Source organism: Acinetobacter sp. GG23 (assembly GCF_057766365.1).
This window is the reverse complement of the sequence record NZ_JBYMDJ010000002.1, coordinates 375,948-388,495: the sequence shown is the minus strand read 5'-3', so window position 1 is coordinate 388,495 and position 12,548 is coordinate 375,948. Positions and strand designations below refer to the sequence as shown.

14 protein-coding genes are annotated in these 12,548 nt (G+C 40.4%); 10 read left to right on the top strand and 4 right to left on the bottom strand.

Annotated features, from left to right (window positions below; all coding sequences use genetic code 11):
- Positions 1-10 precede the first annotated feature (10 nt).
- Entirely contained in the window at positions 11-970 is a 960-nt protein-coding gene (locus AC3CAU_RS04940; protein ID WP_424619194.1) for a phage baseplate protein, read from the top strand.
- 740 nt (positions 971-1,710) lie between these two features.
- Here AC3CAU_RS04940 and hemW read toward each other — a convergent pair.
- On the bottom strand, positions 1,711-2,865 hold the full coding sequence (gene hemW / locus AC3CAU_RS04935) for a radical SAM family heme chaperone HemW (RefSeq protein WP_447053682.1): 1,155 nt from the start codon (positions 2,863-2,865) through the stop codon (positions 1,711-1,713).
- 123 nt (positions 2,866-2,988) lie between these two features.
- Between hemW and AC3CAU_RS04930 the strand changes: the two genes are divergently transcribed.
- From AC3CAU_RS04930 to AC3CAU_RS04915, 4 genes are all read left to right on the top strand, one after another.
- On the top strand, positions 2,989-3,450 hold the full coding sequence (locus AC3CAU_RS04930; RefSeq protein ID WP_131217250.1) for a DMT family transporter: 462 nt from the start codon (positions 2,989-2,991) through the stop codon (positions 3,448-3,450).
- Between the two features lie 38 nt (positions 3,451-3,488).
- Positions 3,489-4,847 carry an MATE family efflux transporter gene (locus tag AC3CAU_RS04925; protein WP_424619599.1) on the top strand — a complete coding sequence of 453 codons (1,359 nt, stop codon included), beginning with the start codon at positions 3,489-3,491 and terminating at the stop codon, positions 4,845-4,847.
- 223 nt (positions 4,848-5,070) lie between these two features.
- Positions 5,071-6,369 carry an ABC1 kinase family protein gene (locus AC3CAU_RS04920; protein ID WP_424619597.1) on the top strand — a complete coding sequence of 433 codons (1,299 nt, stop codon included), beginning with the start codon at positions 5,071-5,073 and terminating at the stop codon, positions 6,367-6,369.
- A 103-nt stretch (positions 6,370-6,472) separates the two neighbouring features.
- Positions 6,473-6,727 (top strand): type B 50S ribosomal protein L31, encoded by a 255-nt coding sequence (locus AC3CAU_RS04915; protein ID WP_131217257.1) that lies wholly within the window; start codon positions 6,473-6,475, stop codon positions 6,725-6,727.
- A 118-nt stretch (positions 6,728-6,845) separates the two neighbouring features.
- On the opposite strand, the gene crcB is transcribed toward AC3CAU_RS04915, so the two are convergent.
- Positions 6,846-7,226, bottom strand: a complete 381-nt coding sequence (crcB, locus tag AC3CAU_RS04910; protein ID WP_424619595.1) for a fluoride efflux transporter CrcB — start codon at positions 7,224-7,226, stop codon at positions 6,846-6,848.
- Positions 7,227-7,402: 176 nt separating this feature from the next.
- On the opposite strand from crcB, the gene AC3CAU_RS04905 reads away from it, so the two are divergent.
- Complete coding sequence (locus tag AC3CAU_RS04905; protein ID WP_131217262.1) at positions 7,403-7,735, top strand: HopJ type III effector protein; 333 nt, start codon at positions 7,403-7,405, stop codon at positions 7,733-7,735.
- Positions 7,736-7,863: 128 nt separating this feature from the next.
- Here AC3CAU_RS04905 and AC3CAU_RS04900 read toward each other — a convergent pair whose 3' ends face one another.
- Positions 7,864-8,424, bottom strand: a complete 561-nt coding sequence (locus AC3CAU_RS04900) for a hypothetical protein (RefSeq protein ID WP_131217264.1) — start codon at positions 8,422-8,424, stop codon at positions 7,864-7,866.
- Between the two features lie 172 nt (positions 8,425-8,596).
- Here AC3CAU_RS04900 and AC3CAU_RS04895 point away from each other — a divergent pair, with 172 nt between their 5' ends.
- Positions 8,597-9,220 carry a class I SAM-dependent methyltransferase gene (locus tag AC3CAU_RS04895; RefSeq protein ID WP_424619592.1) on the top strand — a complete coding sequence of 208 codons (624 nt, stop codon included), beginning with the start codon at positions 8,597-8,599 and terminating at the stop codon, positions 9,218-9,220.
- A gap of 48 nt (positions 9,221-9,268) precedes the next feature.
- Here AC3CAU_RS04895 and AC3CAU_RS04890 read toward each other — a convergent pair whose 3' ends face one another.
- Complete coding sequence (locus AC3CAU_RS04890) at positions 9,269-9,736, bottom strand: Holliday junction resolvase-like protein (protein ID WP_424619590.1); 468 nt, start codon at positions 9,734-9,736, stop codon at positions 9,269-9,271.
- 120 nt (positions 9,737-9,856) lie between these two features.
- On the opposite strand from AC3CAU_RS04890, the gene AC3CAU_RS04885 reads away from it, so the two are divergent.
- From AC3CAU_RS04885 to sodC, 3 genes are all read left to right on the top strand, one after another.
- A complete protein-coding gene (locus AC3CAU_RS04885) occupies positions 9,857-10,501 on the top strand; it encodes a ParA family protein (protein WP_131217271.1) in 645 nt (214 codons plus the stop codon).
- A 139-nt stretch (positions 10,502-10,640) separates the two neighbouring features.
- On the top strand, positions 10,641-11,771 hold the full coding sequence (locus AC3CAU_RS04880; protein WP_165494051.1) for an AI-2E family transporter: 1,131 nt from the start codon (positions 10,641-10,643) through the stop codon (positions 11,769-11,771).
- A 109-nt stretch (positions 11,772-11,880) separates the two neighbouring features.
- Positions 11,881-12,432 (top strand): superoxide dismutase family protein, encoded by a 552-nt coding sequence (gene sodC, locus AC3CAU_RS04875; RefSeq protein WP_131217275.1) that lies wholly within the window; start codon positions 11,881-11,883, stop codon positions 12,430-12,432.
- Positions 12,433-12,548 lie beyond the last annotated feature (116 nt).

The window sequence follows — 12,548 nt, the reverse complement described above, 5'->3', positions numbered from 1 at the left end:
GGTCTTGAAGATGAAAAAAATATTTTCGATTCTAAGTCGCTTTTATCAGAGATATAGTGCAACTATCCCTCTAAACACTCATCATCTTGAACAAAATTTTGATTCTTCTTCTCCTCCCAACCTAGGTGATACTGCCCAGTCGATTACCCTGATCAGAACAGGACTGGGTAATGATCATATTATTCAAGGCTTAGCGCTCGATCATAGGCACGGGCTTTTGTACACCACGCATGTCGAGGGCACTCCTGAACAAGGCGTGATTAACAGATTTAAAATCCACAGCTCCAATTTATGGACTGCACAAGATGCTCAGAAACCTTCAGCCCTGCTTGGTCATCAAGGCATTGCTGTCGATCCGCTGAGTGATTGTATTTTTGCTTCTGCTGGCTCTGCCATTCCCAATAAGGGTTGGTATATGGTCAAATTTCAATATATGTCTAATGCAGGACCCAGCAATACTCAAGTGATTCAGGTATTTGATAAAACATATAACCAGATGACCAATACCATGCCTTCCATCACCCCCGATGGAAAATATCTGTTGATGCGGGGAAATAAAAATAGAATCAATGTGATACGTATTTTTAAATTAGATTTGATTACCCAAAAAAACTTAACTGATATTCGTTTCTTGTATGAAGATGAATGGCCTATTGATTCAGGTTTCACTCATGACAAATCTGCATTTCAAGGTCTAACTACCGATGGAAAATATGTGTATCTGTTAAGTGGAAATAAAAATAAAGGGCCTAAAAGAATTTATGTTTATAACCTAACAGGCAAATTGATTCAAAAAATGGATCATGTGACACTCGGTCATTTTGATATCTTATCCAATCCTGCCATTCAATATTGGGAGCCAGAAGGCCTAACGGTAGATAGTCAAAACTATCAGCTCTACATTTTATATACCATAGGCAATAACGGCCAATTCTTAGGCCGTATTTACCGAATGAAAATTAATATATAAAAAAATAAATTTGATAAAAGCTGAATATTTTCAATTGAGTCATCCTTCAGAAATAATTTAAGTACTTCAGCATTTAGACATAAATTAAAGACCACACAGGTTTCTTTTTAAAAAATAAGCACCATAACAATGGTTCGCACCTCAAATTGCTCCAGATACCCGCAAATATCGTTAATAAAAAAGAGCACTAAGACATTCTTTTTATCAAGCTTCAAACTTCAAATTCACACTCTATGAGTTTTCAAAATTTTGATTTCTATCCACTATTTTTATTTCATTAAATAGATACGCGTAAATACCCTTCACAAGCTACTCTAAATTTGAAAATAATGTTTTTGCGAGAGAATAGTTCAATTGAGGAAGTAGAACAGGTTTTGTGAATGGCGGAAGTTTTTATTTCTTTTTTAAAAGAAACAAACGAACTCCTTTTATACGATGCACAAATAGTAAGACTCCGCTGTGAACACTTTTACTTTAGGTAATTCTATAGCTGAAGCTCATTCATTACTTTAGTTTCATTATGAACAGCAAAGCAGCTGCACAAGAACAAAACCACCTTATGAATATTTGAAACATGTTTCAAATATTCTCATCGCAAAACTCGTCAAATACCGTCTAATTATTTTGTTCCTGGCAGAGACATTAAGCTTTTAATCTTGCAGTGCAATGCATCTCATGCCTCAAACAGTTATCGAGGGCTTTATCGTGTATCCAATTTTTTCTTAGAGAGCAGTATCTTATTAAAGAAACTCTTCCAGCACTGAATTTAAAAACACATGCCCCTGCTCGGTACAAGACAAACGGTTTTGATCTTCAACCATGAGCTTTCTAGCACGTAATGAATTTAAAAGTTCATTTAAAGTAATCAAGTCTAAACCTGTACGCTCGTGATAAAGTTTTGCGTCTACGCCATTATTTAAACGTAAGGCATTCATCATAAATTCAAACGGCATGTCTTCATTTTCAATTTTTTTAAACTGAAGATGCTCAGCGGGAACTTTAGCCAAATAATCCTTTGGCAAACGGGTCTTTTGAAAACGATACACACCATCAGGCTGTGTTACTTTGCCATGCGCTCCCGCGCCAATTGCCAGATAATCACCAAATTGCCAGTAATTGAGATTATGTGCAGAAGGCTTTTCCTTACGCCAGGCCGATACTTCATAATTCACAAAACCATTGGTTTTTAAATATGCCTCGCCCTGTTCCTGAATATCTTCCAAAACATCTTCTACAGGTAAAACCGGCTGGGTACGAAAAAATACCGTATTTGGTTCAATGGTGAGTTGATACCACGATACATGCGTTGCGCCATTTTCTACCGCCAGTTTTAAATCCAGTAAAGCCTGCTCTAGCGTCTGTTCCGGCAAGCCATGCATCAAATCCACATTGACACGTTCAAAACCGGCATCACGGGCTAAATGAATCGCATTAATCGCATCATTATTACTGTGAATACGACCTAATTTTTTTAGGTGATCCGTATTAAAACTTTGTACTCCTATCGAAAGACGGTTAATCCCTGCTTCTAAATACTCCGCAAAAGGATCATGTTCCACGGTTCCTGGATTGGCTTCCAAGGAAATTTCACAGCCATCTTCAAAGGCAATAATGCTTTTAAGTTGCTCGAATAACCACACGTAACCTTTGGCAGAAATCAGTGACGGCGTCCCACCCCCAATAAAAACACTATGAATCTTGCGATTTTGGGCAAATTCAACCTGGGTGTTAAAGTCTGCCACCAAAGCCTGTAAATATTCCTGCTCTAAATCTAAAGACAGTTTCCCGTCTGGCACGGCATGCGAATTAAAGTCGCAATACGGACATTTACGCACACACCAAGGCATATGGATATATAAAGACAATGGAACAAGTGCAGGATTTAATTCAACCAAGGAATAAGCTCAAAACAACAGAAAACGGGAAATATATTTTAACATGACTGCATCAAGACGCTAAAGAATACTGTGGATGATTGTTTTAGACTGAGAAAAACTCAACAAGAATACATACTTAATATGATGAAAATATCCAGTCAGTTACTTTTTCTGTTACCGCTTGCAATGGGTATCGGTGTTGCGATGAGTTTGCAAAACGCCTTAAATAATCAATTACGTGAATATTTACATTCTCCCTTGCAAGCTGCCCTTTTATCTTTTTTGGTTGGTACAATAGTACTTGCCATACTGGTTTTTTTTCAATCCGCAGAAAAACCTCATTTTGCAACTTTAATCCAAATTCCCTGGTTTCTTTGGTTAGGTGGTTTTTTAGGCGTTTATGCCATCAGTTTGAGTATTTATGCTGTCCCTAAACTGGGTTTTCTCATCCTGACCGGACTGGTTATTTTTGGGCAAATTGCCATGTCGATATTACTGGACCATTTTGGCTGGTTTGGGACTGAAAAAACCCCAATTAACTGGCAACGCCTTTTAGGAAGTATGGTTATTTTCGTTGGCGTACTGCTTACTTTGCAACGCTAACGGTCATGATCTTTATTAATAAATAATGAGTATTTTTTGTGTCTAATGTCACTGCTTTAACGACAACAAACCGCTTTGAATTAAAGCAACTCTTTCATTTGATGATTCCCATTTTAATCACCCAATTTTCCCAAGCAGGTTTGGGTTTAATTGATACCATTATGGCGGGACATCTCTCCCCAACTGACCTTGCTGCCATTGCAGTCGGTGTAGGTTTATGGATTCCGGTGATGCTGTTATTCAGTGGCATTATGATTGCGACCACCCCTTTGGTTGCAGAAGCCAATGGAGCGCGCACCCCTGAAAAAATTGCCACCATTGCACGGCAGTCGCTTTGGGTGGCATTTATTCTCGGAATCATTGCAGCACTGATTTTACAAGTCATGCCATTTTTGTTGCCTATTTTAGGCGTACCTGAAGCGTTATTGCCAAAAGCCAGCTTGTTCTTGCATGCCATTGGTTTAGGTATGCCGGCAGTCACCATGTATGCAGCGCTACGCGGTTACTCTGAAGCACTGGGCTATCCACGCCCGGTTACTGTCATTAGTCTGCTTGCACTGGTTGCACTGATTCCACTGAACTTAATTTTTATGTATGGCTTAGGCCCGATTCCTGAACTGGGCAGTGCCGGCTGTGGATTCGCCACCGCTATTTTGCAATGGCTGATGTTTATTGCTTTGGCTACTTATGTTTTTAAAAATAAAGCTTACCGTAAAACCCAAGTTTTTGCCGCATGGGAAAAAATTGATCCATACTGGGTAAAACGTATTTTACAGCTCGGTTTCCCGATCGGTTTAGCCATCTTCTTTGAAGTCAGTATTTTTAGTACCGCAGCAATAGTTTTAAGCCCTTTGGGCGAAACCCTGGTGGCAGCGCATCAGATTGCCATTTCCGTGACCTCGCAATTGTTTATGATTCCAATGTCGCTCGCAATTGCGCTCACCATTCGTATTGGTACTTATTATGGTGAGAAAAACTGGCAGGCGATGCGTAAAGTTCAGTATCTGGGATTACTGACCGGGACAATTTTAGCGCTTGCCACTATGGCTCTGATCTGGTTTTTCCGGCCTGAAATTGTCTCGATTTACACTTCTGATTATGAGGTGGCACAAGTGGCAATGTATCTGCTGTTATTTGCGATTGCCTATCAGTTAATGGATGCATGGCAAGTCAGTGCAGCAGGTTGCCTGCGTGGCATGCAAGATACCAAAGGACCAATGTGGATCACTATGATCGCTTACTGGGTGATTGCCTTGCCTGTGGGTATTTACTTGGCACGCTTTACAGAAATGAAAGCGGCTGGAGTGTGGGTCGGTTTGATTGTTGGTCTAACTGTTGCCTGTGTGTTGTTATTGACCCGTTTATATCGGATTAATCACCGGATCAAAACTGCTTAAACATCTCGATCTCATTCCTTTTCTCATGAAAAAGGAATGAGATGAATAACAATATGAATAAAAGATAATCACAACCATTCCATCCATTTAAGCTACAAAAAATATTTTTAATTTTTAAAATTGCACAGTAAAAATGCAGCTTTTAACAATTTAAAGTAGGCAATATCAAGTTTAACGCCTATGATCATTAAAACACTTCTATGATGATCTTGAGGAATATCGCATGGCAAAAACGGCTAGCACACCCGGTCGTCGTTTTCTAAAACTTGCCAGTATGACGGCGAGCATTGCAACTAAAACCGTCTCAAATTCAATCAAAAATTTTAATGCCGATGAAGAACAAAAAAATGCCTCTCGCAGTAAACTTTTTCAAGACATAGGTCTACAAATTGCAGACACCCTTGGCGAAATGAAGGGTGCAGTCATGAAAGTGGGGCAAATTGCGTCACAATATAAAGACATTTTCCCGCCTGAAGTCGCGCGTGCCATTAGCAAATTACAGCGTCAGGCCCCTGCAATGCCTTTTGCTGAAATTAAAGCTCAAGTCGAAAAAGAGTTGGGTAAACCGCTCGATCAAATCTTTAAACACTTTGATGAACAACCTTTTGCCGCAGCTTCTATTGGCCAAGTGCATAAAGCTTTCTTGCCGAACGGGCAACAAGTTGTGGTTAAAGTACAATATCCGGGTGTCGATGAAGCCTGCGAAAGCGACCTGAAACAAGTCCGTTTGGCTTTACGTTTAATGGGTGTATTGAAGGTTGATCGTAAATTACAAGATCAACTTTTCAAGGAAATTCAGGAAAGTTTAGACAATGAACTGAATTATGAAATTGAAGCGCAAAATTTAGAAGTGGCGCGTACATTTCATGAAGCTTTGGACAATAAGATTATTATCCCGCAAGTCTATAAAGACTATTCTTCACGACATATTTTAACCTTGAGCCTAGAGCAAGGTGAAAGTATTGAAACTGCAAGTACCTGGTCCCAAGACACCCGTAATGAACTGGGTCGCCGTTTATTTCGTGCCATTGGGCAAGAGATTTTCTATTTAAAACGCTTTCATTGCGACCCGCATCCGGGCAATTTTGCGTTTCGTGAAGATGGCACCGTGGTTATTTACGATTATGGTGGTGTAAAAGTATTATCCGGTGAAACTGTACAGCACTTTAAGCATTTGATTCAGTCTGCCCGTGAAGGCAATATTGCGGAAATGGAACAACAGCTGGATGCCCTGCATGCCATTTCAGAACAAGGAAAATTCCCGGCTGACCTTTACAGGCATTGGTTAGAAGTCCTAATGCGCCCCCTTAGCACCATGTACGATTTTGAAGAAAATTCCGCACATCATGATGGCATGGAACTACTTAAGCCTTCATTGAAATATTGGGATGTATTCAAGCCTTCGCCAGAAACATTGATGGTTAATCGTACCGTATCTGGTCATTACTGGAATATGATTCATTTAAAAATGCATGACAATCTCAATGACCTGTTTGATGAACTGGTACCACCGCGTCAATAAACCTTTCATACAACCCAAATAAAGTTTCTGATTTGGGTTTTATTTGCCAAAGCGGATGTTATGTTATAACATAATTAAATCAATAATAGTTTTGGAGTCAACTATGCGCGCTAATATCCATCCAGAATATCGTGAAGTCCTGTTTCATGACACCAATGCGGATGCCTATTTCATTATTGGTAGCACCTTACAAAGCCAACACACCAAGAGTTATCAAGGTCAGGATTATCCTTATGTAACTTTAGATATTTCCAGTGCATCGCATCCGTTTTATACAGGTGAACAACGTCAAACCAGTAATGAAGGACGTGTGGCAAGCTTCAATAAACGTTTTGCGCGTTTCAAACGCACACAATAAGTTAATATTCAGTTAAGCTGATGTTGTTATTTTTTTCATTATTAAGAAGCCTAAGCCTCCTCCTCCACTTAGGCTTCTTTTTTTTATCTATTGTATTTTTATCAAAAACGTTCAGCTTTTATTTGCTGTGTAATAACCATTGAAACAAATAAAAACCCAATGCCAAAACCATCACTCCAATGATGACACTTGAGATCACATAGCCTAAAGCGAGTGTGGTCTGGCCATGTTTCAATAACTGAAAGGTTTCTAAACCAAAACTGGAAAATGTGGTGAAGCCACCTAAAATTCCGACCATCAAAAACAGCCGTGCTTCATTTTGTAAGCTGGGAAATTTTTGACTATAAGCAAAGAATATTCCTGCAAGCAGGCAGCCAAAAATATTGACCCACCATGTGGTCCAGGGAAATACGCTGGTCGGTTTAAGCAAAAATACCCCTGCACCATAACGCAAACTTGCGCCAATCGCCCCACCCATCGCCACCAATAACCAGCTCATTTATTTCGTCCAATATCGGATGTGTATAACATGTCTTATCTACACAACCCTGTTTTCATTGAACAATACTTTTGCATGAATCTGTATTTTTTACAAAGAAATAATGCTGAATAAAACACATAAAAATTGTTATAGTCTGGCGGTTAAATTGACTATTTGTATGGATTGAGAAAATTATGGCTCAAGATTTATTGGCACAACTTCAAGCAGGCGAAGCGAAATTTGCAGATGTGATTGCATATATTGAAGCCCGTTATAACCATGCGCCAACCGCATTCAAAAATGGGCAACAAGCCAATGCTGCGACTGAAAATCAGGGCAGTGCCAAAGTATTTTCTTTTGCTCAACTGAATGGTTTAGATCAGGCCCAAACCTTAAGTTTATTCGCTGAACACTATGCTGCTGTATTAGCGACGCCTGATTCAACCGATCACCAGAATATTCGCCAGTTTATGCAAAATGGTTGGGATGGCATTCAGTTCGAAGGTCAAGCTTTAACAGCGAAATAAGTTTCTGATATAAGTCTTAGAATATAACAAGCCCACTTTACTTAAGTGGGCTTGTTATTCACCCCTTAGAAAAAGGTGAGTATTCTCGAAAAATCTTTCGAGTACGCAAGAAAGCGATTTAAAAAGGATTAACCTTTTACTTTTTCAATCCATTCAATTGAACTGACGCGAAATAACTCGCAGGCACCATCTCCCGTATCGGTCGGGGTTAGAGATGAAGTCCAGACCAAATCTTTATCTTTAATTTCAACCAGCTCCCCGGTTAAACGTACCAGATCACCCCGTTTTACATTTTTAATTTGTTTGGCAATCTGTGGGTTTGCCGGAATAATATGCATATTTGACACCATCTGCATGGCTTGCTCTTTTGGTACCGGTAAACGGTCAATCTTCCAGTTCAGGTAACGGTCATACTGATTAACCGATATATGTCGTGCAATTTCAGGCTCCGCAAATAAGCCCCAACTTACCGCATAATCAATTGGAGAAAACTTGGCTTGCTCATCGCTGGTATAAATTTTTGAGCCTAAAATACGAAAATCACCTCTAAAAGATTGTAGCTTTTTAATTGATTGGTCTTTAGCAACCGGCGCTAAACCCTTAGCAATATTATGATCGACAGATGCGCTGGCGCTTACTTGTAACATGGTGGTTGCAAGTAAAACACTAAATAATAATTGTCTAGTCATCTGTGTACCTCAAAGCGAATTTCTTTATTTTCAATTTTTATCTTAAATCATGAAACTTAAATCACCATATGGACTTGGTAACAATATAGATATATTCAGTCACTTTTTTGTCTTATTAATTGAAGGAAATTTCTATTAATCTAAATAGATATAAAGAAAAATTAAGCGATCAATGATTTATAAATTTTATCAGCAACATATTTTCCCACATTTGCTTAATCAAGTGATGCAAACGCCGAGCTTGATGGATCAGCGTCGTGAATTACTGTTACCGATTTCAGGTGAAGTGTTAGAAATTGGTTTTGGAACCGGGATAAATCTGCCCTTTTATCAAAACATCGATACGCTATACGCACTCGAACCGAATCCAGATATTTATCAACTCGCTATTCAACGTGTGCATGAAAGTGCGATACATGTGCAGCATGTTCAGGCGAGTGCAGAAAAGCTGCCTTTTGCAGATAACAGTATCGAACACATTGTTAGCACCTGGACTTTATGCAGTATTGAAAATTTAACCCCAGCTTTAAATGAACTGCATCGGGTACTCAAACCGACTGGTACTTTACATTTGATTGAGCATGTTCAATATCAGGACAACAAGACACTTAAGCATTTACAGAATTTGCTGACTCCGCTGCAAAAACGTCTGGCAGATGGGTGTCACCTGAATCGCAATATTGAGCAAGCCCTGCTGGATGCAAATTTTCGCTTTAAAGAACAGCATTATTTTGATGCCACTGGGATTCCTAAAATTGGCAGACGCATGTTCTTTGCCCGGACTGAAAAAGCATAGTGATTGTTGCCCGGATTGAATCTGGGCAACCTGTTTAGCTACACTATATTAATCATCAAAATCGATACGAATGGTTTCAAAACGAACCCGGCCATCGCGAATGGCTTGGGCAATCGCTTGTTGCCCTTTGGTGAGTCGTGCCCCGCCACTTTTAATATCAATTAGCACCACTTCTATATCTTCTGCCCGACCTTCGCCATCGCGTAAGTCGGTATAGCCATCAAACACGACATAATCGACCGGATCACCCAAGAATTTGGCATCACTGGGCAGGTATTGAAACTCGGGCATAATCGGTGCCATTTGCTCTGCCATTTTTCCTTTCAACACGGCGCGACTGGTATTTACACTACGCTTTTGTGCATGGATTAAAGCCTGTTGATGCTCTAACTCCAGCTCGGCAATATATTGTTCATACTCTGCTTTGACTCGTCCATTTCGAGTATTGCTTAAAATTAGTGTGGTTAATACCACGCCTATACACCCACCAATCAACATTGCCATCCAAATGGACATTATTTTTTCCTAATCCAAAAAAGTACCGCCACATGGGTCTTTAAGACTTTTGTCATGTGTCATATTCGTCGCATCAAACAATGATATGCTAGGGCGGAGCAGAATAAAATCGTCAGGGTCATGAAAACAATCTTAATTGCAAATCAAAAAGGTGGATGTGGTAAAACCATTACCGCGATCAGTCTGGCTGCGGCTTTAGCACAAAAAGGTTACCGTGTTGCACTGGCAGATGCCGACAACCAAAAATCGACTTTGCAATGGCTCAAACATCGCCCTGACAATGCTGCCCCAATTCAAAGCCTGGACTGGCGACATGAAAAATCAATTGGTGATGCCCCTAAAAATATTGAATATCTGATTATAGATGCGCCGGGTGCACTTTCTGGTGAGCATGCAGAACAACTGATTGGGGAAGCTCACGCCATTATTACGCCCTTACAACCTTCATTTTTCGATATCGACAGCACGCGCCGTTTCTTAAAACATTTACAGGACATCAAGCGTATTCGTAAAGGCAAAGTACAAATTTTACTGCTTGCCAATCGTGTTAAAGCCAACAGTGCCAGCACGAAAGAGATTCAAGATTTTTTCAATAAAATTGAACAGCAACCGGTGGCCTGGATTTCTGAACGCACTGCTTATAGTCAGTTGGCTATGCAGGGACTCACCGTGTTTGATAAAACACAAAAAAATTATTTAAGCATGCAAAACCAGTGGCAACCGGTTTTAAATGCCATTATCGATGATCCGACAAAATGGTTTTAGGGGCTTACAGGGTCTAGCTTGCCGTCCAGAAGCAGTCTTTGCTTATTGATTATTCACGAGAACTTACTCGGCATTCATTTTCGCGAGCTTTTTTTTCAGTTAAGATGGCATGGACCTTAGAAACAAATCAGTGAATGCAGTGCAACAGTACGCGCCAACATTACAAAAAGTATTATTATTTGGATTATTTTTCATCCTCCTTTTCTTGAGCTTTAACGTCCTCAAATACTTTATTGTGCCTGTACTTTGGGCAGCCATTATCGCCTATATGACCTGGCCTTGGTATCAATGGATTTATCGTAAGTCTGGTTCACGTGCCACCCTAAGTGCAACCATCATGATCAGTCTGATTATTTTGCTGATCGGTATTCCACTGACCTTCGGTATTTTCATGCTGCAACATGAAGGTCGAAATTTATATTATGAATTGCAAAAACAGGTGTTCTCAGGTCATTTAAATGTTCCGCAATTTATTCGCGATTTACCGTTTATAGGCAAGGAAGTCAGCCGAACCTTAAAGGATATCAATACTGATCCGAACAGTATTATACAGAGTGTTTCCATCTGGATTCAGGGTCATCTCAATTATGGTCGTTTCGTTCTCAATGAGATTGGCAAAAATATCGTTAAGCTGTGTTTTGCGGTACTTTCGCTGTTCTTTTTCTACCGTGATGGTCAAACTATTTTAAACCAGGTCAGCAAGGCACTGGAAATGATCATTGGCCCACGGGTTCATCATTATTTAGACACCATTTCTGAAACGACACGTGCTGTGGTTTATGGCGTCGGTTTAACTGCGGTGGCGCAAGCAGTATTAGCTGGTTTAAGTTATTTTGTTGCCGGCGTACCCAACCCAATGGTACTGACCATTGTGACCTTCATCCTGGCACTGATTCCGTTTGGAACACCGATTGCTTACGGTTCAGTTGCCTTATGGCTGTTCTCTCAAGGACAGACTATGGAAGCCATTGGAGTCATGGTCTGGGGTGTCTGTATTGTCAGTACTTCAGATAACGTGATTCGTCCACTGGTAATTTCGGGTGCAACCCAAATTCCATTCTTGCTGATCATGTTCGGGGTATTAGGGGGGATTGCCAGTTTTGGTCTGGTGGGCCTGTTTATTGGTCCGGTGATTCTTGCGGTGTTGCTGGCGATTTGGCGTGAATGGTTGCATGAAACCAATGAATTTGGGCCTTTCATGCTGCCAAAATCCACTATGGCGTATGATCTGGATGATGATAAAGACGAGTCCACCCCAGATAAAACTTAAGCTTAAAGTTTAAGAAACTCATACATTCAAATACTTAATTAGCATTGAGTTGCATCCGTCCCCTTGTTTGAATGGTCAAGGTCATAATAAAACATAAGGATGCAACTTAATGTCTTCTTCACTATTCAAATTAACGACACTCTGTACCGTTGCTGGTTTTGCAATGGTGGGCTGTGCAAACTCCCCGAGCTCATCTCATGAGGCTCCTCATCAGACGACTGTTCATGCGGTATCGGCCCAAGGTGTAGGTAAAGCCATTGGTACGATTCAATTCAAAGACAGTCCAGCAGGTTTAGTGCTTACGACTGACCTGGCTGAACTGCCACCCGGCCCACATGGTTTCCATATTCATGAAAAAGGTTCTTGTGACCCGGCTGAAAAAGATGGAAAAATCGGTGCGGCCATTGCAGCGGGCGGTCACTTTAACCCGAACCAAGCGCCTCATCACGGAACGCCACTTACCGGTCATTTAGGTGATTTACCTTTATTAAATGTGGATGCTCAAGGACACGCGAAGGTGACTTTGGTTGCACCGCGTTTAAAACTGGCCGACATTCAAGGTTTAGCGATTATGGTTCATGCCGGTGGCGATAACTATGCCGATCAACCTAAACCTCTGGGCGGTGGTGGCGATCGTATTGCCTGTGGCTTGATTAAATAATTAGCCTAAAAAATATAAAGAAAAAAAGCAGGTCAAAACCCTGCTTTTTGCTTCATACCTTGCTACATCCTTAAAAAACCAATGCTCTTTAACACCAGCATAAATTGACACAGCCC